At 69.6% G+C, this 23,574-nt stretch carries 18 protein-coding genes; 9 read left to right on the top strand and 9 right to left on the bottom strand.

What is annotated here, in order from left to right:
• Nucleotides 1–14: 14 nt before the first annotated feature.
• From LOZ83_RS40605 to LOZ83_RS40155, 4 genes are read right to left on the bottom strand one after another with little or no spacing between them, the layout of a single operon-like run.
• Nucleotides 15–485, bottom strand: a complete 471-nt coding sequence (locus LOZ83_RS40605) for a hypothetical protein (protein WP_308190353.1) — start codon at nt 483–485, stop codon at nt 15–17.
• A gap of 27 nt (nt 486–512) precedes the next feature.
• A complete protein-coding gene (locus LOZ83_RS40600) occupies nt 513–1,169 on the bottom strand; it encodes an MFS transporter (protein ID WP_308190352.1) in 657 nt (218 codons plus the stop codon).
• Nucleotides 1,169–1,954 carry an FAD-dependent monooxygenase gene (locus LOZ83_RS40160; protein WP_308190357.1) on the bottom strand — a complete coding sequence of 262 codons (786 nt, stop codon included), beginning with the start codon at nt 1,952–1,954 and terminating at the stop codon, nt 1,169–1,171. The genes LOZ83_RS40600 and LOZ83_RS40160 overlap by 1 nt, the downstream gene beginning before the upstream one ends.
• A complete protein-coding gene (locus LOZ83_RS40155; protein ID WP_255826125.1) occupies nt 1,941–2,705 on the bottom strand; it encodes an FAD-dependent monooxygenase in 765 nt (254 codons plus the stop codon). Before LOZ83_RS40155 ends, LOZ83_RS40160 begins: the two co-directional genes overlap by 14 nt.
• Before the next feature lie 280 nt (nt 2,706–2,985).
• On the opposite strand from LOZ83_RS40155, the gene LOZ83_RS32475 reads away from it, so the two are divergent.
• The 5 genes from LOZ83_RS32475 to LOZ83_RS32455 all read left to right on the top strand — a co-directional run bounded on the left by LOZ83_RS32475 (nt 2,986) and on the right by LOZ83_RS32455 (nt 7,649).
• Complete coding sequence (locus LOZ83_RS32475; RefSeq protein ID WP_236795579.1) at nt 2,986–3,681, top strand: RNA polymerase sigma factor; 696 nt, start codon at nt 2,986–2,988, stop codon at nt 3,679–3,681.
• 206 nt (nt 3,682–3,887) lie between these two features.
• Complete coding sequence (locus LOZ83_RS32470) at nt 3,888–4,448, top strand: hypothetical protein (protein WP_236795578.1); 561 nt, start codon at nt 3,888–3,890, stop codon at nt 4,446–4,448.
• Nucleotides 4,449–4,688: 240 nt separating this feature from the next.
• Complete coding sequence (locus LOZ83_RS32465) at nt 4,689–5,255, top strand: TetR/AcrR family transcriptional regulator (protein ID WP_236795577.1); 567 nt, start codon at nt 4,689–4,691, stop codon at nt 5,253–5,255.
• Nucleotides 5,256–5,365: 110 nt separating this feature from the next.
• Entirely contained in the window at nt 5,366–6,379 is a 1,014-nt protein-coding gene (locus LOZ83_RS32460; protein ID WP_236795576.1) for an MsnO8 family LLM class oxidoreductase, read from the top strand.
• A 13-nt stretch (nt 6,380–6,392) separates the two neighbouring features.
• A complete protein-coding gene (locus LOZ83_RS32455) occupies nt 6,393–7,649 on the top strand; it encodes an enoyl-CoA hydratase/isomerase family protein (RefSeq protein ID WP_236795575.1) in 1,257 nt (418 codons plus the stop codon).
• A 39-nt stretch (nt 7,650–7,688) separates the two neighbouring features.
• Here LOZ83_RS32455 and LOZ83_RS32450 read toward each other — a convergent pair whose 3' ends face one another.
• The gene (locus LOZ83_RS32450; RefSeq protein ID WP_236795574.1) at nt 7,689–8,918 is read right to left on the bottom strand and encodes an FAD-dependent monooxygenase; all 1,230 of its coding nucleotides are present in this window, start codon (nt 8,916–8,918) and stop codon (nt 7,689–7,691) included.
• A 690-nt stretch (nt 8,919–9,608) separates the two neighbouring features.
• Between LOZ83_RS32450 and LOZ83_RS32445 the strand changes: the two genes are divergently transcribed.
• On the top strand, nt 9,609–13,673 hold the full coding sequence (locus tag LOZ83_RS32445; protein ID WP_236795573.1) for a Pls/PosA family non-ribosomal peptide synthetase: 4,065 nt from the start codon (nt 9,609–9,611) through the stop codon (nt 13,671–13,673).
• Complete coding sequence (gene ectB, locus LOZ83_RS32440) at nt 13,654–14,916, top strand: diaminobutyrate--2-oxoglutarate transaminase (protein ID WP_236795572.1); 1,263 nt, start codon at nt 13,654–13,656, stop codon at nt 14,914–14,916. Before LOZ83_RS32445 ends, ectB begins: the two co-directional genes overlap by 20 nt.
• 28 nt (nt 14,917–14,944) lie before the next feature.
• Here the strand turns inward: ectB and LOZ83_RS32435 are convergent, their stop codons facing one another.
• Nucleotides 14,945–16,105 (bottom strand): CaiB/BaiF CoA-transferase family protein, encoded by a 1,161-nt coding sequence (locus LOZ83_RS32435; protein ID WP_236795571.1) that lies wholly within the window; start codon nt 16,103–16,105, stop codon nt 14,945–14,947.
• A 135-nt stretch (nt 16,106–16,240) separates the two neighbouring features.
• Between LOZ83_RS32435 and LOZ83_RS32430 the strand changes: the two genes are divergently transcribed.
• Together LOZ83_RS32430 and LOZ83_RS32425 are read left to right on the top strand one after the other, a co-directional pair.
• On the top strand, nt 16,241–17,923 hold the full coding sequence (locus tag LOZ83_RS32430; protein ID WP_236795570.1) for a CdaR family transcriptional regulator: 1,683 nt from the start codon (nt 16,241–16,243) through the stop codon (nt 17,921–17,923).
• Between the two features lie 189 nt (nt 17,924–18,112).
• On the top strand, nt 18,113–19,582 hold the full coding sequence (locus LOZ83_RS32425) for an amidohydrolase (protein WP_236795569.1): 1,470 nt from the start codon (nt 18,113–18,115) through the stop codon (nt 19,580–19,582).
• Here LOZ83_RS32425 and LOZ83_RS32420 read toward each other — a convergent pair.
• Genes LOZ83_RS32420 through LOZ83_RS32410 form a run of 3 tightly spaced genes read right to left on the bottom strand, consistent with a single transcriptional unit; the run spans nt 19,563 to nt 23,574 of the window.
• Nucleotides 19,563–21,050, bottom strand: a complete 1,488-nt coding sequence (locus LOZ83_RS32420; protein ID WP_236795568.1) for a carboxylesterase/lipase family protein — start codon at nt 21,048–21,050, stop codon at nt 19,563–19,565. The two genes, LOZ83_RS32425 and LOZ83_RS32420, sit on opposite strands and share 20 nt — an antisense overlap.
• Nucleotides 21,047–21,838, bottom strand: coding sequence for an ABC transporter ATP-binding protein (locus LOZ83_RS32415; protein WP_236795567.1), 792 nt, complete (start codon nt 21,836–21,838; stop codon nt 21,047–21,049). Before LOZ83_RS32415 ends, LOZ83_RS32420 begins: the two co-directional genes overlap by 4 nt.
• On the bottom strand, nt 21,835–23,574 hold the full coding sequence (locus tag LOZ83_RS32410) for a dipeptide/oligopeptide/nickel ABC transporter permease/ATP-binding protein (protein ID WP_236795566.1): 1,740 nt from the start codon (nt 23,572–23,574) through the stop codon (nt 21,835–21,837). Before LOZ83_RS32410 ends, LOZ83_RS32415 begins: the two co-directional genes overlap by 4 nt.

The following is a 23,574-nucleotide window of genomic DNA, read 5'->3' as shown; positions in this document are numbered from 1 at the left end:
GAGCATCTTGACGTTCACGCATCGACCCGCCGCCGCTCCAGGCGGCCGGACAGGACAGCGAGGCCGAGCCCGGCCGCGGCGAGGACGGCTCCGGCCAGACTTGGCGCGGTGTAACCGAACCCGGCGCCGATCAGCGCACCGCCGAGTGCGGCGCCGCCGGCGTTGGCGAGGTTGAGACCGGACTGCACGGACGCGGCGACCATCGCGGGCGCCTCCCGGGCGGCGCGCATGGTGCGTAACTGCACGGGTGGGATGACCAGTCCCGAGGCGATTCCGATCGCGCACAGCGCGATCAGCGCGCCGGCTTCGTCGCGCACCACCAAAGCGAAAACGGCGAGCGTCACGGCGAGGAAGCCCAGCGCCCCGTAGATCGCCGGCAGCAGCGCGCGATCGGCCCACCGTCCACCGAGGAGATTGCCCACGGCCATGCCCAGCCCGAACAAGGCCAGCGCCACGGTCAGGCCGGCGGTGCCGATCCCCGCCAAAGTGGACAGTGTCGGGGTGATGTAGCTCTAAGTGGCGAACACCCCGGCGAACCCCAGCGTGCCGACCGCGAGCGCCAGCCGGACCTGGGGGCGGGCGAACGCGCGCAGTTCCGCGCGAAGCCCGATCGGGGTGTGCCCGTGGTCGGCCGGGACCAGCGCCGCTATCCCCAGCACCGCGAGAATCCCGACCGCCGCGATCACCACGAAGGTCAGCCGCCACGACACGGCGTTGCCCAGCGCCGTGACCGCCGGGACACCGGCGATGTTCGCGACGGTCAACCCGGTGAACACGATCGAGATCGCCTGCGCGCTCCGCCGCTCGTCGACGAGCCTGGCCGCGACCACCGAAGCGATCCCGAAGAACGCGCCGTGCGGCAAGGCGGTGAGGATCCGCGCGAGCATCAGCATGCCGTAGTCCGGGGCGAAGGCCGCCGCGAGGTTGCCGGCCGTGAACACCACCATCATGGCGAGCAGCAGCCGTTTGCGGGTGAACCGGCCGGAGACCGCGGTGATCAGCGGTGCGCCGATCACCACGCCGATCGCGTAACCGGTGATCAGGTATCCGGCCTGGGAAATGGTGATGTGCAAGGAATCGGCGACCGCCGGCAGCACGCCCATCATCGCGAACTCGGTCGCGCCGATGCCGAACGCGCCGATGGCCAGTGCGAACAGAGCGACCGGCATCACGACCCCCGGACGAGCTCGGCCGCGGGCTGGGTCCACGCCCGCACGGCGTCGTCGAAAGCCGAGCCGGTCTCGGTCGCGTAGGCGACGTGACCGTCCGGGCGGATCAACGCGGCGCGAACTCCGTGCCACGCGGCGCCACGGCTGGGATGCCGCTTCTCGACCGGGCGTGCCGCCGCCACCTGGACTCGCGGGCCCGCCAAGCTTGCCGACGCGGACGTGGGCGCGTCGCCGCCGGTGAACTCCACGAGCAGGAACTTGTCCTGTCGCAGTGTGCGCAGCAATGACCCCGTGGTGAGCTCGAGTTCCGGCGCTCGCGAACCCACCAGCGGGTGCATGCCATCCGGACTCTCATAGCCAACCCCCACACCCGACACCCAGCCCGACAGCTCCGCCGCCACCTCGCCGCCGCGGGCGATGAAGTCGCTGAACATCCCGCGTAGTGCGGCACCCGCCGGGCCGAAGGTGTTGAACAGCGCGTCCTGCGCGAGAGTGTTGGCGACCAGTTGCTCCGCAACCGGCCGGCGCTCGGTGTCATAACCGAACTCTCCGGCGACCACCGGCGCGGGCGCCCAGCCGGCCACCTCGGCGGCCAGTTTCCAGGCCAGGTTGGTCGCGTCCTGCAGACCGACGTTGAGTCCCTGTCCGCCGGCCGGAAGGTGGATGTGCGCGGCATCGCCGGCGAGGAAGATCCGGCCCTCCCGGTACCGCTCGGCGTGCCGGCTGCTGTTGCTGGTCCGCGACAGCCACGCGGGACTGTGCACACCGAAATCACGTCCGCAGATCCGGGTGAGCGCGCCCCGCAGATCCTCGACCGCAAAGGGGCTGCCGCTGCCTGCGCCGCACCTCCCCGGGCGTCAGGCCGGTGTCGCTCGCCTCGGCTCCGAAGACCCGGATCCCGTTCTCCCCCAACGGCATCACACCCGTATAGCCCGCGTCGCTCCAGAAGTACCGCAGGCCATCCACCGGTTCGGCCGCGGGCACGTCGGCGACGAAACTGACCATGGTGGGATCACTGCCGGGGAACGGGATTCCGGCAGCGGTGCGGACAAGGCTGCGCGCTCCGTCCGCGCCGACCAGGTACCGGGCGGTGTGGAGCCCGGCGCCCGCCCGGACCGTGACTTCATCCTCGGTCTGCCCGATTTCCGTGATCTCGACGCCGTAGTGCACGGGAACGCCGCGCTCACGCAGGTACTCCGCGAGCACCTCGCGGGTCTTCCACTGCGGGACCATCAGCCCGAACGGGAACGGGGTGTCCAGTTCTCCGTAGGCGAGTTTGGCCTCCAGCGCCGCGAAATGCGCGGACGGGACCCGCATCCCTTGTGCCACAAGGATATCACTGAGCCGCCGACCGTCACCGGTTTCGAGGAGGGTCAGTACCTCGAGGCTGCGAGGGTGCAGGTGGATGCCCTTGGAATACCGGTCGAACTCCCGGTTGCGCTCGAACACCTCGACCCCGGTCCCGGCCGCGTCCAGCAGCCCGGCCGTGAGCAAACCGACCGGGCCACCGCCGACCACGATGACGTCCGCAGTCATCCCGTGCTCCTTCCACCACCGGCAGTTACCTTAACGTGAAGATAATGAACGTGGTGAAAGATTGGCAAGGGTGACGATCACCACGCGGACGCCGCCGAGCCGAGAACACGGGCGGCAGCCATTTTGTCCACAGTGGACATGACGAGGTCGTCATTGTGGGAAATTGACAGGGTCCATGGCTTTCATGGCCGGAACCTTCGGTCACGCCGGGGTTACGCAACGGTGCTGGTGTGGCTCATGATGTCGCGGTCAAAGGCGGCCTGGTTTCGAGGTAGTGAGGGTGCTGGTGTCGGTCCACCGTGACGGTGACGGGCAGGTCGTGTCGGACGGTGTCGTGGCGCGAAGGTTGTCCGCGGTGCCGGACATGCCGGATTCAGCGGCGGTGTTGCGTGCGGCACGGGCCGGTGACGAGGACGCGTTTCGCGTGCTGTATCGCCATGTTCAGCCCGGCCTGCTGCGTTATCTGCGGGTGCTGGTCGGTGAGGACGCCGAGGATGTCGCGTCCGAGGCGTGGCTGCAGATCGCCCGCGACCTGGGCGGGTTCCGCGGTGAGCTGGACGGGTTTCGTGGCTGGGCTGCCACGATCGCCCGGCACCGGGCGCTGGATCTGGTGCGGCAGCGACGAAGACGTCCGGTCACCACCGGCGATGACGAACACTTGGCGGCGGTACCGGCGGGCAAGGACACCGCGGGGTCGGCGATGGAGGCGATCGGCACCGACGCGGCGCTGGCGCTGATCGCGAAACTTCCCCGCGACCAGGCCGAAGCGGTACTGCTGCGGGTGGTCATGGGACTGGACGCCGCACGGGCGGCCAAGGTGCTGGGTAAGCGCCCGGGCGCGGTGCGCACCGCTGCCTATCGCGGGCTGCGCACACTCGCCGAGTATCTCGAACACCCCGAGGATCCGGCGGAAAGCCGCAGCTCAGGTCGTGGTGTGACGCAACTGAGGACATCGGCGCTGAAGCAGGTGAGATGAGCACGTACCAATTTCGACGCTTGCCCCGGCGGGCCGCTGAGCAACTGCTCGGCGGTCGACGTGTCGCGGGTGACCGTGGGCTTGCGGACCTGCTCAACGCGGCGGCTGCCCCGGCCCGTGGCGGTGAGCTGGCGGGCGAAAACGCCGCGGTCATGGCGTTTCGGACCGCTCGTCTCTCCCCCGCCCCCCAGCTACGGAGACGCGCAATGATCAAGATCGCGCTGGCGAAAATACTCACGACCAAGATCGCCGCGGTGGCCGCCGCGGCCACGGTCGTGACCGCCGGAGGTGTCGCCGCGGTGGCCGCGACCGGCAACCTGCCCACACCCGGGGGCGGACATTCCAGCGTCAGTGGGAATTCCAGTGCCGCGCCAACCACATCCGCTGCCGCGGCCTCGACCACATCGGACGAGAACGCGGCGGGCCACCCGACCGGCAGCGCGAACGCCGACGATCACAGCGCGTCCCCCACGCCGTCGTTGACGGGCCTGTGCCAGGCCTACACGGCGGGTGCCGGTTCGGAACACGGAAAAGCCTTGGAGAGCCCGGCTTTCACCTTCCTGATCACCACGGCCGGCGGTAAGGACAAGGTCGACGGCTACTGCGCCGCGCTGCTGGCCGAGCGCCACGAACCGCCGGGCCAGACCCGCGCCGCGACGCCGTCGATGCCCTCCGAAGCCAACAACCACAGCACTGGCGCGCGAAAGACCGACGTCCCCGGCACCCAGCACGCGGCCGAACCACCCGTCACTCACCCCAGCCACTAGTCCCCTCAAGACCAGCGGCGGTTTCGTCCCCCAGGAAACCGCCGCTCGAAAAGCGGGTGGCGGTCACCCATGCAGCAGGAGGCCGCCACCCGCGTTTTTTGTGCTGTCGAACAGAAATACCCGGGTGTCGGCGACTGACCTCCGAAAAAGTGAAGGTGCCGCAGGTAGCAAGAACGCGACCGTCCTCCGGCGCACCGTCTGATACGGTGGACCTCACCGTTTAGGTGTCGGAGGTTACCCGTGCCCACGTCCCAGCGGGCCGACGCCCGCCGCAACTACGAGCGGATTCTCGCCGTTGCGAAGGCCGAGGTTGCCAGCCAGGGCGGTGACGCGTCGCTGGAGAAGATCGCCCGGGTGGCGGGGGTGGGCTCGGCGACCGTCCGCAGGCACTTCCCCACGCGTTACGCGCTTCTCGAAGCCGTGTCGAGCGCACGAGTGGACGATCTGTGCGCGTACTCGCGCACACTTCAGGACTCGCCGAACGCACCACGGGAAGTCGTGCTCGCGTGGCTCCGCGAACTCGTCGATTACTGCGTATCGACCAGAGGACTCGTGGCGGCGCTCTCTTACGGTGAGCCGGACGGTTCGCTGACCGACAACTCCTGTTTCAGCTCACTGCAGACCGCCGTGACGCCACTCTTGCACCGAGCCCAAGAGGCCGGCGAGATCGCGTCGGACATCACACCCGGCGACCTGCTCATGATCATCTTGGGACTCGTGCTGGCCACGGCCGGCCATTCGGATCGGATGTCGAAAGTGCACCGGCTCCTGCGGATCTCCATCGAGGGGATCAGCCCGGCGACCTGAGGTTCCGGTCGCCGGGCCAGCCGCGGATTGCAAAACGGCGGGGCCCGCCATATGCTTAAGTGGTGGGGCCCGCCGTTTAGGTCCTCCGGTCGATGGCACGAGAGGCACGCATGAGGTATTCACTGCTCGAACTGGCGCCGATCGCGCCGCAAGACGATCGGACCATGGCGCTGGAGCGCGCACTCGCCGCGGCGGTGGACGCGGAGCGCACCGGCTACCACCGGGTTTGGTTCGGCGAGCACCCCAGCGCCCTCAGCTACGCCTCGCACGACCCGGCGATCATGATCTCGGCCGCCATCGCGCGGACGTCCCGTATCCGGCTCGGGTCCGGGGCGGTTCTCCTCAATCACTACAGTCCGTTCAGCGTCGCCGAGCGCTTCCTGATGCTCGGGGCCATGGCTCCGGGCCGGATCGATCTGGGCCTCGGCCGCTCGACCAGTGGCCCGGTGGTCGACCTCGCACTGCGCCAGGACCGCCGGTCGGCACCGTCGAACGACTTCGACGAGCAGGTGCGGGAAATCGTCGGCTATTTCCACCATGCGTTCGACCCGGCGCATCCGTTCGCCTCGATCGACCTGACGCGGGGAATCACCAACGTGCCCGGGATGTGGCTGATGGGCTCATCCGGTGGCAGCGCCGGACTGGCAGGTCAATTCGGTATCGGCTACACGTTCGGCGCGCACATCAACCCGGCGATCATGAGGCCCGCGCTCCAGCGCTACCGCGAGAGCTTCCGGCCGACACCGTTCGGAACAGGAGAACCTCAGATCGTTCTCGGACTGAACATCGTCGCGGCGGATGACGAGGAGACAGCGCACGAGCTGACCTGGCCCGCGCGGGCCCTGCGTTCCCTCGGTAAGGACCGGCCGATCCCCACGGTGGCCCAGGCCCGAACCGAGCTCAGCGCTTCGGCGAAACGGCAGTCGAGCACGATCGAGAACGGTGTCATTCCAGCGCAGATCTCGGGGACGCCGAAGTCCCTGACACAGCAACTGGAACCACTGGTCCGGGAAACCGGCGTCGCCGAGATCGTGCTGCACGACATGGTGACGGACCCGGAGCTTCGGCAGCGTTCCCGGGAACTCATCGCCGAAACCCTCGCAGGCATCTCCGCCAACTCATAAGAAAGGAATACCCATGGTCGACCGTTCCGGTTCGGTTCGCTGGGAACGCGCGGAAGGCGGACTCGTCGTCGTCACCTTCGATTCCGAAGGTGCCCGCTCCAACCTGGTGACGTCCGCACACGTGCAGGGCGTCCACGCCGTACTGCGGTATCTCCGCGACAACATCGACGATGTGTCCGGCGTTCTTCTGACCTCGAGCAAGAACTCGTTCTTCGCCGGCCCGGACTACCTGCCCACGGACGCCCCAAACGATTCCGGGCCCGCATGGGATCTCGCGGCCGAGTTCCGCCAGCAACTGCGTGACCTGGAGACGATCGGACGCCCCGTCGCGGCCGCGCTGGTCGGCTCGGCGCTCGGCGGCGGCTTCGAGATCTCCCTGGCCGCGCACTACCGGGTGGGACTCGATGACCCGGCGGTGCGCTGGCAGCTCGCGGAACGAACCATGGGCATCCTTCCCGGCGGCGGTGGCACGGTGCGATCCGCGCGACTGGTCGGCATGGCGACCGCGATCCGGGAAACCGTCGGCGAAGGAGCGGCCTACACCCCACGGTGGGCACTCCACCGCGGACTGGTCGACGAGCTCGCATCGACCCGCGAGGACGTCGAAGCGCAGGCCAAGAAATGGCTTCGCCGCGTCGGCCCGGCCGGTGGTGGACAGCCTTGGGAACGCGAGGGTTATCAGGTTCCCGGTGGCGTCCCCGGCGACAAGGACTTCGACGCCGAGCTGGCCCACGTGCGTGCGGAACTCGATGCCATCACCGGCGACATCACCATTGCGGCGCGGCAGGAAATCCTCGGTGTCGTGCTGGACGCACTCTCCGAGCCGGTCGACACGGCATTCGAGAAGGAGACCGCGGCGTTCGCCCGGCTCGCGCCATCGGCTACGACCGCTCCGCTCATCTTCGGGGCGTTCAAACGTATGCGCGATCGCGTCGAACGCGGGCAGAACTCGCTCGACCTTCACACGGCACGGTCGTGGCGCACGTTCACCCTTCGCACAAGGCATCCGCTGCTGCCCACCTTCGCCCCGGACGCCCCCGAGCGCATCGTCGAGGTCCCGATCGAGGACGGCGCGAGCGAGGAGACCATCGCTTCCCGGACGGCGGCGGCCTACGAGTTCGGCGTGCCGGTGCTCGTACGCGCGCAGAGCCTGCCCGTGTTGCATTCGGCGCTCGAAGGGCAGATCGACGCGTCCGACTACGTCGATCAACTCGAAGCCACTCTCGCTCACGTTCTGTTCGGCGTACCGCTCACACTTGGGCAGCAGTAAGGAATCCACTGCGGGGAGGCTCGGCACGTCAGGTGACGCCTACGGTTTGGCCGAGGAGGGTATCGGCGTTCCGGCCGGGGCCCCGAAGTCCGGCACGTCCGCGTAGCCGGGCAGTTCGATGCCATTGAGCGCGCACCCGACCAGTTCGGTGAACCATTCGCCGGCGAAATCGGGGCTCGGCTCGGCGTCCGGCCCGGGGACGTCGCGGCTGCGGGCGTTCAACCGGCCGATCTCCTGGTTGGCCTCGACGAACGAACGCATCCGCGCCTCGTAGGCGGCGAACCCGGCCTGCGGGTCCCACCCGGCGGCGGCCAGCTCGCCGGCCAGCAGATAGGCACCGACCAGGGCCAGCCCGGTGCCCTGCCCGGACAGCGGCGACGAGCTGAACGCCGCATCCCCCAGCAGCCCCACCCGGCCACTCGACCAGCGGTCCATCACCACCTGAGCGACCTGGTCGAGATAGAAGTCCGGGGTGTCGTCCAGATGCGCGAGGATGCGCGGAGTCAACCAGCCCAGGCCGGCCATCCGCTCGCGCAGCAGGCGCTTCTGGGCCTCGACGTCGCGGTAGTCGACGTCGAAGTCGGCCGCACGGAAGGAGAACATGGCCATCCCCCGGGTGGCGTCCTGGATCGGCCGCAGGAGGGCGGAGCGCCCGGACCCGGACTCCTGATATTCGATCAGCCAGCGGTCCAGCCCGAACTCGTTGGGCACACTGTAGAAAGCCAGCACGTGCCCGAGATGGCGGACGAACCGCTCACGTGGCCCGAAGACCATCGCGCGCAGCGCCGAGTGCAGCCCATCCGCCCCGACCACCAGGTCGAAGCGCCGCCGGCCACCGCCCGCGAAGACCACGTCGACCCCATCCGCGTCCTGAGTGAGCTCGGCGATCCGGTCACCGAAAACGTACTCGACACCGTCGCGGGTCTCGTCGTGGAGCACCTGGGACAGGTCCCCGCGCAGGATCTCGATCTCCGAGATGTACCCGTCACCGCCGTCGTCATCCGCGCGGTAGGTCTCCAGCACGTTGCCGTCCACATCCACGGTGTGCGCGCCGATGGTCTCGGTGCAGGCCGCCCGCACCGCCGCGTCCAGCCCCATCCGCCGGATGACCTCCCTGGCCACCCCGCGCGCATCCACCGCCTGCCCACCGGGACGCAGCTCCGGGGCCCGCTCCACCACGGTCACCTCGGCCCCCCGCCGACGCAACCAGTGCGCCAACGCGGGCCCCGCGATGCTCGCCCCCGCCACCAACACCCTGGTACCGCTCACCGTGCCTCGTACCCCGCCGGATCACTGTCCGGATCGATTGCTTCCGCCCCACCGCTGTCGGTGTGTCCAGGGGTACAGACGCCGGATCCACCCAGAACTCATCGGTGCGGTCAAGATCGTGTCCACCCCGGCTCCGCACCCATCAGTCCACATCGGACAATCTGGGTGATGCGGTGAACGCATTCATACCGCAAACGGCCGATGGCGGTCACTGAACCGAATAGCGTGCGCATGCCGAACTTGATTAGAGATATGGCTGGTCGTCGCGCTGAAATTCCTTCGCCGTATCGACGCCGCCGGCGGAAAACATCGCGTCTTCGCGTGCACCGGCAGGCGTACTCAGCCGAATCGACCTAGGCTGAGTCGGGCATGTAGGTCTGTCCGACGAGGGCGCGGCCCTGCGCATTCTCCGCGCCCGTCCTGTCTTTGCCGGCGGGGCGACAGTCGGTCGGCGATGGCCATCGTGGGGTAACTGCGAACGTGACGAGCGACGCCGTTCGATATTTTCACAATATTCGGGTATCAGGGGCAAAAAAGATCGCGTAGTGACGTTGATGCGGATCCCCTTTTGTCAGCGAGGGAATCATGACAACGGATCTTGAGGAGAGAACCAGCGGAGCACACGGCGATGTACCGCGTGCTCGATTGTGGTCGCTGCCGGCCGGGACGGCGGCAACCGCGGACAGCGAAATGACGATCAGGTGGCACCCGGGTGAGCGCTTGGAGAACCTGTTCGAGGACCGGTGCCGCGAGCTGTTGCGGGCGGGGCAGGGCCATGCGCTGGCGGTGGACGGCGAGGACGTCACGATCACCTACGCCGGGTTGGATGAGCGAGCGAATCGGCTGGCGCATTCGCTCGTGCGGCGCGGTGTCGGCCCGGGCGATCGGATCGGGCTCCTGTTCGACCGGCCGGAACACGCCTACGTCGGGGTGCTCGGGGTGCTCAAGGCGGGCGCGGCCTACGTACCGTTGGACCTGGCCTTCCCGCCGGACCGGCTGGCGTACATCGCCTCGGACTCCGGCATGCGCCTGGTGCTGTGCAGCGGCGACGCCGGCAGCGCCATCGAGGCCATGCGCGAATGCACCGTGCCGGTGTCCCTGGACGAACTCGACTCCGAACCGGCCGCCGAATCCACGCCACGGCCGGCGATCACCGGCACCGGGCAGGACGACATCTGCTACGTGATCTACACGTCCGGCTCGACCGGGCGCCCCAAGGGCGTGCCCGTGCGGCACAGCGCGATCTGCAACTTCGTCCGGGTCGCCGCCGACACCTACGGGCTCACCGGGACGGACCGGATGTACCAGGGCATGACGGTGGCCTTCGATTTCTCCGTGGAGGAGATCTGGCTGTCGTGGATGGTCGGCGCCACCCTCGTGCCCAAACCGGCCGGCGTGAATCTCGTCGGGGACGACCTGCGCACGTTCCTCGAAGACCAGCGGGTCAGCGCACTGTGCTGTGTCCCGACGGTGCTGACGACCCTCGGCCAGAACGTCGCGGGCCTGCGATTTCTCCTGGTGTCCGGGGAAACGTGTCCCCCGGATCTCGTCGAGCGCTGGTACCGGCCGGGCCGCCGGTTTCTCAACGTCTACGGCCCGACCGAGGCAACGGTCACCGCGAGCTGGACCACGCTCCATCCACAGCGGCCGGTCACCATCGGGGTGCCGCTGCCCACCTATTCCATGGTGGTCCTCGATCCCGAATCGGACCGCGTGCTCCCGGCGGGCGAGCTCGGCGAACTCGGCATCTCGGGGATCGGGCTGGCCGAGGGCTACCTCAACCGCCCCGAGCTGACCGAACGCACGTTCATCACCGACTTCGTCGGGATGCCCGCCAACCCGTCGGACCGGATCTACCGGACCGGTGATCTGGCGCGGATGACCTCGGCCGGCGACTTCGAACACCACGGCCGGATCGACACGCAGGTCAAGGTGCGCGGTTACCGGATCGAGCTGACCGAGATCGAGTCGGTGATGCGCGAAGTACCCGGGATCGCGCAAACCGTGGTGAGCAGTTACCGCCCCCAACCGGAGCTGGTCGAGCTGGTCGCTTACTTCAGCCTGCGGCCGGAAGCCGATCGGGATGTCGACTACGCCGACCTGATCGACCTCCGCCTCCGGCAACGCCTGCCGGACTACATGGTGCCCGCGTACCTCCAGCAGGTGGCCGAGGTACCGATGTTGCCCAGCGGCAAAGCCGACCGCAAGCACCTGCCGGCGCCCGAAAGCACTCGCCGGCTGGCCACGCGCGGCGAGCACGTGCCACCGAGCGGCCCGGCCGAAACGGTGTTGGCGGAGTCGCTGGCCGACCTGCTGGACGTCGATCGGGTATCGGTGACCAGCGACTTCTTCACCGACCTCGGCTTGGATTCCCTGCTGCTGGCACGATTCGTCAGCGCGGTGCGGCAACGCGCGGACCTGCCGGCGATGTCCATGCGCGAGCTGTACCGGCACCGCTGCGTCCGGGACATGGTCGCGGCATTGCGGCAGGCGACGCCGGCTTCGAGCACGAGCGCCGAAGCAGCCAGACATGCGGCGCTTCCGCCGGCTAAGGGCAGGCCCAGATACGCACTGTGCGGTGCGTTGCAACTGATGGCGTTCCTGGCTTACTTGACGCTGACCGCGCTGCTGGTGAACTACGGCTTCGGCTGGGCCATCAGCGCCGGCAGTCCGGTGCTGGTGTACGCGCGGCTCACGGCGTTCGGCGCGGGGACCCTGCTGGCGTCCGGGCTGCTGCCGATCGCGGTGAAGTGGCTGCTGATCGGCCGCTGGCGTCCCGCCCGCATCCGCATCTGGAGCGTGGGCTACGTCCGGTTCTGGATCGTCAAGACCCTGGTGATCGGCAACCCGTTCGCGCGATTGTGTGTCGGCAGCCCGCTGTACAACTGGTATCTGCGGGCGCTGGGCGCGAGGGTCGGCCCGCGGGCCCTGATCCTGACCCAGCACATTCCGGTGTGCACCGACCTGGTGTCCATCGGCGCCGACGCGGTCATCCGCAAGGACACCTACCTCAACGGGTACCGGGCCGACGACGGTGTGCTCGAGATCGGCACGGTGGAAGTGGGTGAGAACGCCTTCGTCGGCGAACAGTCCGTTCTCGACGTCGACACCGCGCTGGGCGACGGCGCGCAATTGGGGCACGCCTCGGCACTGCACCCGGGCCAACTGGTGCCCGGCGGCCGGTGCTGGCACGGCTGCCCGGCCCGGGCGGCGGAAGGGGGCTGCGAGTACCACGCAACCGCGTCCCGCCGTTGCGGCTGGGTGCGGCGAACCTGGTATTCGATCGGACGCCTGCTGCTCGCGAGCGTTGTGGTGGGGCCGCTGGAGGTGGCTGTCGTCGCGCTGCTGTTCGCCCGCGCGACCCCGCTGGTGCACTGGGTGAGCGGAGCCCAGCAGCCGGCCGAATGGGCGTTCTACCGGGACGCGATGCTGATCGCGGGCGGGCTGGTGGTCGGCGCGATCCTGGTCGGCGGTCTCGCCGCGGGCGCCGCGGGGCGGCTGCTCGGCTGGGTCGTCCGGCCGGATCGCGCCTACCCCCTGTACGGCCTCCACTACTCCTTGCACCGGACCCTGAACCGGGTGACCAACATCAGGTTGCTCACCCTGCTGTTCGGCGACAGCTCCGCGATCGTGCACTACCTCCGCGCACTGGGGTACCGGCTGGCGCCAGTGGTCCAGACCGGCTCCAACTTCGGCACGGAGATCCGGCACGAGATGCCGACGCTGTCCGCGGTCGGCACCGCGACGATGGTCTCCGACGGCCTGTCCTTGCTCAACGCGGAATTCACCAGCGACGCGTTCCGGGTGCGGATGACCAGCATCGGCAAGAAGAACTTCGTCGGCAACAACATCGCCTACCCGGCGGGCGGCCGTACCGGCGACGACTGTCTCCTGGGGACCAAGGTGATGGTCCCGGTCACCGGCGAGGTACGCACGGGCGTGGGCCTGCTCGGCTCGCCCAGTTTCGAGATTCCCCGCTCGGTGCGCCGGGACCACAGCTTCGACCACCTGGCCACGGGCCCGGAACGAGCGCGCCGGCTGGGCGCGAAGAACCGGCACAACGCCACCACCGCCGGGTTGTTCCTGCTCGTGCGGTGGGTCTATCTCACGGGCCTGGTGATCGTGGCCCTGCTGCCCTTCGGCCGCACGGAAACCACGGGGGTGGTGGCCGGGACGGTCGGTACCGTACTGCTGGACCTGGCCTTCACCGTGGGCTACTTCGCGCTCATCGAGCGCGCCGCGCTCGGTTTCCGCCGGCTGTCGCCGAAATTCTGCTCGATCTACCAGATCCCGTTCTGGCGCCACGAGCGTTTCTGGAAGGTACCGTCCATCGTCTTTCTCCGGATCTTCGACGGCACACCGGTCAAGTCCCTGGCCTGGCGCCTGTTCGGCGTCCGCTGCGGCCGGCGCGTATTCGATGACGGGTGCGGGGTCGTGGAACGGAGCCTGACCAGTATCGGTGACCACTGCACGCTGAACATGGCGAGCGCGCTACAGGGGCACTCGCTGGAAGATGGGGTTTTCAAGTCGGACTACGTGGACATCCGGGCCGGTGCGACCGTCGGAGTCGCCGCCTTCGTCCACTATGGAGTCGTCTTGGGGGAAGGCGCGGGGCTTTCCGCCAACTCCTTCCTCATGAAAGCACAGCGACCGCTGCCGCGGTCCCGGTGGAGCGGCAATCCGGCCGCGGAAATCACCGGTCCAAAGAATCAACTGACACAAGGTGAAATGGCACATGAATACCGCCACAACTGACATCTTCGAGACCCTGGAATCCGATGTGTGCACCTACTGCCGCGCCTGGCCGACAGTGTTCGACCAGGCCGAGGGCAGCTGGCTCTTCGACGAGGACGGCCGCGCCTACCTCGATTTCTTCGCCGGCGCCGGTGCGCTCAACTACGGGCACAACGACCCCGCGCTGAAGGAAGCTCTGCTGGACTACCTCGGCACCGCTCGTGTCATCCACTCGCTCGACATGCGCACGACGGCCAAACGGGAATTCCTCATGGCATTCGACGAGTTCGTGCTGAGACCGAGGCAACTGTCCTATCACGTGCAGTTTCCCGGGCCGACCGGCACCAATGCCGTGGAAGCCGCGCTCAAGCTCGCCCGCAAGGTCAACGGGCGTGCTCAGGTATTGAGCTTCACCAACGGTTTCCATGGGATGACGCTCGGCTCATTGTCGGTCACCGGCAACCAGTTCCACCGGAACGCGGCGGGGATCCCGCTGACCAACGCCACTCCGCTGCCCTACGACGACCCCAGCACGTCCGCGGCCACGGACTTCAGCTGGCTGAGGCGCCTGCTCGACGATCCGGGCAGCGGGATGGATCGGCCGGCGGCGATCATCGTGGAAACCGTCCAGGGCGAGGGCGGGATCAACGTCGCGCGGCCGGAGTGGCTCCGCGGCCTTGCTGACCTGTGCCAGCAGCACGACGTGCTGCTGATCGTGGACGATGTGCAGATGGGCTGCGGCCGGACCGGCCCGTTCTTCAGTTTCGAACTCGCCGGCATCGTGCCCGACATCGTGTGCCTGTCCAAATCGTTGAGCGGCTTCGGCCTGCCAATGGCCATGAACCTGATCCGGCCGGACATCGACATCTGGTCACCCGGTGAACACAACGGCACCTTCCGGGGCCACAATCCGGCGTTCGTCACCGCGACCGCCGCGCTCCGGCGCTACTGGGCCGACGACAGCCTCAGCAAGGCGACCGAGGCCAAGGGCAGCCAGATCGCGACCGCGTTGGCCGAACTCGCGCAAACCGTGCCGGGTGCGCCGACGGTGCCCCGAGGCCGCGGAATGGCCCGCGGCCTGGCGTTCAGCAGCGGTGACCTCGCCCAGCGCGTGGCCACGGCCGCCTTCGAGCACGGCCTGCTGGTGGAAACCGCCGGCTCGCGGGGCCAGGTCGTCAAGATCATGCCTCCGCTGACCATCACGGACGACGAACTGGAGAAGGGCCTGAGCCTGCTCGGCGACGCGGTCCGCGCTGCCGCGTGACGCATACCCGGACCGGCGGCCTGGGCGGTCAGTCTTGGGGCCAGCCACCGAGGGGCGGTGCGGGAGCGTCGTCGCCGAGTGGGGTGCGGCTGAAGTCCAGTGGCAGTCGCACGTTCCGGTAATGGCCGGACGTCGGATGCTCCAGCGTCTCCACGGTGCGCCGCTCCCGGAGGTAGTCATCGTCCACAAGGGAGTCCAGGGTCCGCACGGGGGCGCAGGCGATCTTGGCGCCCTGGCACGACGACACGACCTCCGCGACGGTCCGGGCGGCGACGAACCCCGCGATGACCGCCTGGACCTCGTCCGATCGGTCGCTGCGCTGCCCCACGGTGGCGAACCGCGGATCGTCGAGCAGATCCTCCCGCCCGGCGAGCACGACAAAGCGGCGCCAGTCCCCGTCGGTGTACGGCATGACGCACACCCAGCCGTCACTGGCCGGATGCGGGCGTCTGCCCGGCGCCAGCGATCGCGCCCACCCGACGTCGCCGCGCGGCGGGTCGAAGGCGTGGCCACCGAGGTGCTCGACGAGGTTGAACGCGGCCATGTTGTCGACCATCGGCACGTCCACCCACTGCCCGGCGCCGTCGCGTAGGCGGCTGTACAAGGCCGAGACCGTCGCGAGCGCCATCAGCAGGCCGCACGTCTTGTCGGCGGTGATGGACGGCGAGTACGCCGGTTCGCCCGAGCGCAGGCGATAGCTGTCGGCCATGCCGGACAGCGCTTGGACCGTGTCGTCGTAACCGGAGACGTCGCGCCGGTCGGAATGCGAGCTGTACGCCTGGCCCGTGCAGAGGACGACGTCCGGCCGCACCGCGGCGAGCGAGTCGTAGTCGAGGCCAAGACGTGCCCGGGCGCTCGGCAGGATGTTGGTCACCACCGCGTCGGCCCCGGCCACCAGGTCCGTGAGACGGCGCCGACCGTCGTCGGCCGCCAGGTCGAGCACGACGGAGGTTTTGTTGCGCAGCAACCGAAGCGAGAGCGCCGAGAGGCCGTCGGCCGCCTTCGGCCCGATCCGGCGCCCAACGTCCCCGGCCGGTGGCTCGACCTTGATCACCTCGGCGCCGAGGTCGGCGAGCAGCGACGTCGCGTACGGCCCCATCACCACCGAGGTGCAGTCGATCACGACGATGCCCGCCAGCGGACCGCCGCGCTGGGTCACGCGAGCGCTCTCAGGACCACGAGTGTCCACTTCTGACTGTCCTCCTCCGGGCCGGGGCGCGGTCGCATCGTCTCCGGTCCGACACCGGTTTCGCCCTGGTGAGGTCCACGCACTCGACGGCGTCGAGTTGTGCTCAGCCACAAACGCGCCCTATAACCTGGGGCGATGGACGTAGGCGAGGTCGTTGCGCGGTCGGTGACACTACTCGCCGCGACGTCCTCGGGGGCCGCCGGGACGCTGCGCGATCTGCTGGAGAATCTGGGACCGCACGCGCTCCGGCTCGTCACCGGCACGGAGCCACAGCTGCAAAGGCCTGCCGGCGAACCCGTGGTCTACGGCCCGGACGAACCGATCCACGACGTCGCCGGCGCTGTCGTCCTGCTGACCGGTGGCCGGTCCGATCCCGCCGAGATCGCCGGCCGGATCCGGCAGTCCGCCGCCGCGCGGGCGAGCGCCGTCGTGGTGAAGGCGTGGGGCAAGGACCTCGGCCTGGCCGCCGCGGCTGCCCGTGAGTCGGGCATCGCACTGCTGTGCACGCCCGACGAAATGGCCTGGCGGCACCTCGACGCGTTCGTGACCGCGGCCAGTGCCGCGCGAGTCGCCATCGCCGAGGACGCCGGCAGCACCGGTGATCTCTTCGGCCTCGCCAACGCGATCGCGGCCTCGCTGGGCGGGCCGGTCACGATCGAGGAGATCGACGGCCGGATCCTGGCCTACTCCAACCTGCCGGATCAGGAGATCGACGAGATCCGGCGGCTGGCGATCCTCGGCCGCCGGACCCCGGAACGCCCCAGCAACGCCGCCGAGTACCAGGCCGTGATCACGTCCCAGGGTCCGGTGCTGTTCGAAAGCGCCCATCCCGAGTACGCCGACCGGCTGGCCGTCGCCGTACGGGCGGGCCACCAGGTGCTCGGCGTGATCTTCGTGCTCGTCGACCGGCCGAAGCTCGTCGACGACGCGGATCGCGCCCTGGTCGACGCCGCCCGCAGCGTCGCGCTGCATCTGTTGCGGGCAAAGGATTCCATCAGTCCCGAGCGGGAGCGGCGCAGCGAGGCGCTGCGTGGCCTGCTGGCCTCCTCGCTCGACCCGGCGAGTGCCGCGGCCGCCCTGTCCGTGCCCGCGGGTGTCTCGTTCGTCCTGGCGATGGTGCGCCCCGCCGGTGCCTCGCGACTGCGGGCCACCGACGCCGCCCGCGTCGCCGACCTGATCACGTTGCACGGCGAGTACTGGCATCCGGAATCGGCGACGGTCCTGGAGGCAGGCGACGTCGTGCTGCTGCTTCCGGTGCTCGACCCGCCGGCCGATCAGCGTGGCGAGGGGCGCCTGGCCGCCCGGCTGCGCAGGCTGGGCACCGACCTGGTGACCGCGGCCCGGAGATCGGCCAAGGTTGACCTGGTCATCGGTTTCGGCGCCGTCGTCGACGATCTCGCGACCGTGCCGGATTCCCGGCGGCTCACCGCACGGGTCGTGGACACGCTGCTGGATCCACGGGCTGACGTGCCGTCCGACGGTGTCGCCACGCTGCACGACGTACGCAGCCAGGTCGTCCTTGCCTGCTTGCGGTCAGGAGCGCCGATCGACGACGACGTACTGCGGCTGCCGGCCGTGCGCGCCGTCCTCGAGCACGACGCGGGCCAGGGCACCGACTACGCCCGGACGTTGCTGGCGTACCTGGGCTCCGCGGGCAGCATCACCGCGACCGCCGAAGCCCTCAACATCCACGACAACACCGCGCGCTATCGCGTCCGCAGGCTGACGGAGATGTTCGGGGTCGCGCTGGACGCGGGCGACGAGACGCTCGTGACGTGGCTCCAGCTACGCAACGCCCTGCGCGGACCGCGGGGCTGAAACCCTTGTGGGGATCGACAAGTCGCGGGCCCGGGCTCGTGACCTGACGACAATGGCGGCGACCCCGGCGGCTTTCTACCGTTCAGGCATGCTCGCACAGCCGGAGTTCGCCTGGCCGGGAACGGTGCCGGACTACGCCCGCCGGGCGGGTACACCCGCCCGCGTCGACGTGAACGGAGGAATCGCCCGATGAGTTCGATCCTGCTCAGCAACGTCCGCCTCGGGCTCGGTGGGCCGCGCTCCGACGTGCTCGTGACCGGGGACCGGGTCGCGGCGATCGGCGCCGCCGGCAGCAACACGCCCGAGGGCGGCACCGACGTGATCAGGTTCGACGACGCCACGCTCGTCCCCGGCTTCGTCGACAGTCATGTGCACGTCGAGCAGTGGGTGCGCAACCTGCGCAGCATCGACCTCGGCGCGGCGAAGAGCCCGCGGGAAGCCGCAATGCTGGTGCGGGACGGCAAGCGCGGGGCGCACCTCACGTGGGGTCAGGGCATTGTCCCGGCGCTGTGGGAACAGGCGCCGCACAAGCACTTCCTCGACGAGCTGGTCGGAGACGTGCCGGTGGCCGTCAGCAGCATCGATCTGCACACGACGTGGCTCAGCAGTGCGGCACTGGACCTGGTCGGCATGCGCGATCACCCCACGGGTGTGTTGCGGGAGACCGAGTCCATCGAGACCAAGGCGCGGCTCGCCGCGATGATGCCTGTCGAGGAGCTCGACGCCTGGATCGAGGAATCCGTCGCCACGCTCCCCTCCCTCGGGGTCACCGGGCTGACCGACCTCGCCTACGCCGACAACGTCGAGGCGTGGCAACGCCGGTCCCGAGGCGGTGCCGTGCCGATCCGGGTGCGGGCCGGCATCTGGACGGCGTGGCTGGACGCGGCCATCGCGGCGGGCCACCGCAGCGGCCGGATCGTCCCCGGGACCCACGGGCGGGTCCAGGTCGGTCCGTACAAGATCGTCAGCGACGGGTCCCTCAACACCCGGACCGCGTGGTGTGTCGATCCGTATCCGCACCCCGCCGAAGCCGGTGACGCGTGCGGCCTCTCGCTGGTCCCGCCCGGCCAGCTGGTCGAGCTGATGGGCAAGGCGTGGGCGGCGGGGCTGGAGCCCGCGGTGCACGCCATTGGCGACCGGGCGAACCACGAGGTGCTCGACGCGTTCGCGCGGGTCGGGTGTGCCGGCCGGATCGAGCACGCGCAGCTGGTGAGTGAGCGGGACATGCCGCGGTTCGCGGAACTCGGCGTGATCGCGTCGGTCCAGCCGCAGCACGCCGTGACCGACCGGGACGTGGCCGACCGGCACTGGTCCGGCCGGACCGACCGGGCCTACGCGTACCGGTCGCTGCATGCCGCCGCTGCCCGGCTGGAGCTGGGTTCCGACGCGCCGGTCAGCCCGCTGGACCCGAGGGTGGCCATCGCCGACGCGGTCTTCCGCACCGGCGACGACCGGCCCGCGTGGCATCCCGAACAGATCATTCCGCTGGAGGTGGCCTTCGCGGCGGCCGGCGCCGGCCGCCGCACGGTCGCCGTCGGCGAACCCGCCGACCTCGTGGTGATCGGCGGAGACCCGCGCGAGTACGACCGCGACGCACTGCGGACCATGCCGGTCCTCACCACGATCGTCAGCGGCACCCTCACCCATCGCGCGGTGTGAGAGCCGCCGCCGTGGCGAGACGATCAGGCGCCGCCGGGTCGTCGGCGCGCACGGGCGGGTCGTCCCAGAGGACCGTCTCGTGCCGCTCCAGTGTGTAAGCCGGCCAGGGACCGTCCGGCAGGACCGGCGTGCCCGTGCGCGCGAAGGACGCCCACGCGGCTCCCATGTGGACGGACAAGGACCGGCCCGACGGGACGCCACGGAACGCGCCGACAGCGTCGAGGTTGCCGAAGACCAGGGTCGTCTCCGTGCCGTGCCCGGCGCCGACATCCGGCCGGTCCGGATTGCTCCACCGGACCTCGTAAAGGAAAACCGGCGCCGCACCGGCCCGGATCCGGCTCTCCGCGAGCGCGATCGCCGGCATCCGGAACCACGCGTCGGTGATCGCGCGCTCGCCGGCGAGCCGTGCGGCGGGCGTTCCCGATCCGGCTCCACCCAGGTAATGGCGCGCCAATGCCTCGCTGCCGAGAGCCGTTGCGAGTTCCTCGAGGGTCGAGGGGATCCCGTAGTCGCGGCCGAGCACCCGCATCTCGTCGGCGTCGGTGCCCAGCAGCAGCGGAATGCCGGCCGACGCACCGGCGGCGATCGCCTCCGGCACCGGCACCGGCAGCGATGCCTCGTCCAGGACCGGCTGCCACACCTCGCCCGGTGGCAACGCCAGCACGGCAAGCCGGTCGGCGGGCAGCTCCAGGAGCGCGCCGGCACCACCGGCCTGCGCCACGATCGCGTCGGTCACGGCACGCGCACGCTCACGGGAGATGCCACCGGGGATGGTCGGTGCCCGGAACACCCCGCTCTGGCACACCCCACGGTGGAAGAGCCCCGCCGCCGACGGCATGGCCAGCAACGCGTGGACCTTCTGCCCGCCACCGGATTCGCCGAACACGGTGACGTTGCCCGGATCACCGCCGAACGCGGCGATGTTGTCCCGCACCCACTCCAGGGCGAGCACGATGTCGTGCAGCCCGACATTGGCGTCCCCGCCCAACAGCTCGCGGGTGTCGAGGTAACCGAGCGGGCCCAGCCGGTGCGACGGCGCCACGATCACAACGTCCTCGCGCGCGCTCAGCACCCGGCCGTTTTCCCGTTCCCTGGTGGGCTGTCCGAAGTAGAAGCCGCCGCCGTGCAGCCACACCAGCACCGGCCTGAGCGCGTCGTCCGGTGCGGGGGTCCAGAGGTTCAGGTAGAGACCGTCCTCGGTCCACGACGTCACGTAGGGATCGCCGAAGACGGAAGCGGCGTATGCCTCGTTCTCCGCCGTCATCCCACCCCACGGTTGCGGCGCCATCTTCGGCCACGTGCCGGCTCGCAGCGGCTCGCGCCACGGCTCGGGCGGCACCGCGCGCCGGAACCGGCGCTCGCCGCCCACCGGGCCCGCGAAGGGAATCGCCCGGAACTCGACGACGTCCGCGCCGGCCAGGCCGAGGACCGGCCCTGTTTTCGTGGCCACGAGCCCGGGTGTCCTCATGCGACACTCCCCCAATCCGGCCGCTCCCCCAGCACGGGTACGGCATCGAGCAAGGCCTTCGTATAGGGATCCTGTGGATCCGAGAGCGTCCGTTCGGTGTCCCCGGTTTCGACGACGCGCCCGTGGCGCAGCACGGTGACGGTGTGGCAGACGTACCGGACCACCGCCAGGTTGTGCGAGATCAGCAGCATCGTCAGGTTCAGCTCGCTTTGCAGCTCGCGCAACAGGTTGAGGACGACGCCCTGCACCGAGACGTCCAGCGCCGAGGTGATCTCGTCCGCGATGATCACGTCCGGTTCCGCCGCGAGCGCACGGGCGATGGTGATCCGCTGCCGCTGACCGCCCGAGAATCCGGCGGGCGGTTCGCGGTAGCGGTCCGGTTCGATGTCCACCAGTTCGAGCAGCTCCCGCACGCGCTGACGCCGTTCGACGCGGCTTCGACGCCGTCCACTCGCCCGCATCGCCTCGGCGATCGAGGTTCCGATCGACATCCTCGGGTCGAGAGCCGAGTGCGGGTCCTGGAAGATGAGCTGGATCCGGCGCCGTGCCCGTCGTCCCGCGGTGCCACGGGTGACTTCCGTGCCGTCGAGCCGGATGGCGCCGCTCGTGGCACGCACCAGGCCGACCGTCGCCGCCGCCAGCGTCGATTTCCCCGACCCGGATTCGCCGACGAGGCCGTGCACGGTGCCGGGGCGCACGACCAGGCTCACGTCGTCGACGGCTTGATGGGCCGACCCACCGCGCCCGTACCGCACGCTCAGGCCGTCGTACTCCAAGGTGTGGCTCATGCGTGGATCTCCTCGGCGTCTTCCGATCCGTCGAAGTCGGCGATCACCGGTAGCGGGCGGGTGCGATCGGTCGTCATGTGCGGAACGCACGCGATGAGCGCCCGGGTGTAGGGGTGCCGCGCGCGGTCGAGCTGACGCGCGTCCAGTTCCTCGACGATCAGGCCGTCCTTCATCACCAGCACGCGATCGCAGAAGCCGCTCACGAGCGCGATGTCGTGGGAGATGAACAGGATCGCGCTGCCGGTCCGCTCGCGCGCCTGGTGCAGCACCCGCAGCACGTTCTGCTGGACCGTGACGTCCAGCGCCGTCGTCGGCTCGTCCGCGATCAGCAGGGCGGGCGTGCCCATCAGCCCCATGCCGATCATCACCCGCTGCCGCATCCCGCCGGACAGCTGGTGCGGATACTGTCGCGCACGTCTTGCGGGCAAAGGAATCCCGACCAGCGACAGCGCCCATTGGGCTCGCCGCCTGGCGTCGCGTCGGCCGAGGTCGCCGTGCACCTCGCTGACCTCGGTGAGTTGACGCCCGATCGTCAGCACCGGGTTCAGCGAGGTGAGGGGGTCCTGGAACACGACGCTCAGACCGAGGCCCAGCTTCCGGCGTGCCGCCGCGTCCGGCTCGCCGGACATGTCGATGTCCTGGAATCGCAGGGTGGTCGCCCGCACGTGCGCCGCGGGGCCGAGGAGTCCGGCGATCGCCATCGCCGTCACCGACTTGCCCGAACCCGACGCGCCGACGATGCCGACGGTCTCACCGGGCCGGATCGTGAAGGACACGCCGGCCACGCGTTCCACCAGCCCGCCGCTGCCGTCGGGGAAGCTCACTCGCAGGTCCTCGACCTCGACGACGGGTTCGTCCGCCGAGGCCGGAATCCTGGCGGCACGCAGCCGCGGCGCGGCCTTGCCGGCGATTCTCGGCGTGCGCCCGGCAGCCTCACTTGCCAGTGCTCCCAACGTGTTCAGGATCAGCGCGGTCACCAGGACGGCGACCCCCGGTCCGAGCGCGGCGACCGGGTTGACGTAGATCTTGCCGACGCCCTCGGCGAGCAGCCGGCCCCAGTCGTAGTCGGGTGCCTGCACGCCGAGCCCGAGGAAGGACAGGCCGGTGAAGGACAGCAGGGTCACCGACGCGACGGCGGCCGCGTTGACCACCAGCACCGGCCGGATGTTCGGCAGGACGTGCCGCCCGAGTATCCCCAGTGGACCCACGCCGACAATCCTTGCGGCGCGGACGAAATCGCGTCCCGCGACCGACGAGGACATGGTGTACGTCAGCCGCGCGACCGTGGGGATGCCGGCGAACCCGACGGCGAGCAGCGCGCCTTTGGCGCTGGCACCCCAGATCACCGTGAAGAACAGGGTGAGCAGCAGCCACGGGAACGACATCAGGATCTCCAGCAGCGCTGTCAATCCACGACGCAACACCCGCGGCACCACCGTGGCGACCATGCCGAGCACGACGCCGCCGCACACGGCGATCGCCGTCGAGCCGAGCGTCAGGAGCAGGGACAGGCGGGTCGCGACGAGGACCCGGGCGAGGAGATCGCGGCCCAGCTGGTCGGTGCCGAGCGGATGGCTCCCGGACGGCCGCTGCAGCCGCTCCGCCACATTCGCGGCCGAGGCCGCGTCGGCCCACAAGTGCGGTGCGAACACCATCATGAACACCAGCAGCAAAACGCCCGCCAGTCCGCTGACGGCGCGGGGCGATCGCAAGGCGTGCCAAGGCTTGTACCGCAT

It is taken from the genome of Amycolatopsis sp. GM8 (genome assembly GCF_021653975.1).
Classification (GTDB): Bacteria; Actinomycetota; Actinomycetes; order Mycobacteriales; family Pseudonocardiaceae; genus Amycolatopsis_E.
Note: the sequence above shows the minus strand (reverse complement) of the source record. Positions and strands in the feature narration are given on the sequence as shown.

Bases quoted from the DNA above. Each gene is read 5' to 3' on its own strand.
- LOZ83_RS40600 (WP_308190352.1), bottom strand. From the start codon at position 1,169: ATGCCGGTCGCTCTGTTCGCACTGGCCATCGGCGCGTTCGGCATCGGC.
- LOZ83_RS40155 (WP_255826125.1), bottom strand. From the start codon at position 2,705: ATGACTGCGGACGTCATCGTGGTCGGCGGTGGCCCGGTCGGTTTGCTC.
- LOZ83_RS32470 (WP_236795578.1), top strand. From the start codon at position 3,888: ATGATCAAGATCGCGCTGGCGAAAATACTCACGACCAAGATCGCCGCG.
- LOZ83_RS32460 (WP_236795576.1), top strand. From the start codon at position 5,366: ATGAGGTATTCACTGCTCGAACTGGCGCCGATCGCGCCGCAAGACGAT.
- LOZ83_RS32455 (WP_236795575.1), top strand. From the start codon at position 6,393: ATGGTCGACCGTTCCGGTTCGGTTCGCTGGGAACGCGCGGAAGGCGGA.
- LOZ83_RS32445 (WP_236795573.1), top strand. From the start codon at position 9,609: ATGACGATCAGGTGGCACCCGGGTGAGCGCTTGGAGAACCTGTTCGAG.
- ectB (WP_236795572.1), top strand. From the start codon at position 13,654: ATGAATACCGCCACAACTGACATCTTCGAGACCCTGGAATCCGATGTG.
- LOZ83_RS32430 (WP_236795570.1), top strand. From the start codon at position 16,241: ATGGACGTAGGCGAGGTCGTTGCGCGGTCGGTGACACTACTCGCCGCG.
- LOZ83_RS32425 (WP_236795569.1), top strand. From the start codon at position 18,113: ATGAGTTCGATCCTGCTCAGCAACGTCCGCCTCGGGCTCGGTGGGCCG.
- LOZ83_RS32420 (WP_236795568.1), bottom strand. From the start codon at position 21,050: ATGAGGACACCCGGGCTCGTGGCCACGAAAACAGGGCCGGTCCTCGGC.
- LOZ83_RS32415 (WP_236795567.1), bottom strand. From the start codon at position 21,838: ATGAGCCACACCTTGGAGTACGACGGCCTGAGCGTGCGGTACGGGCGC.
- LOZ83_RS32410 (WP_236795566.1), bottom strand. From the start codon at position 23,574: ATGCGGTACAAGCCTTGGCACGCCTTGCGATCGCCCCGCGCCGTCAGC.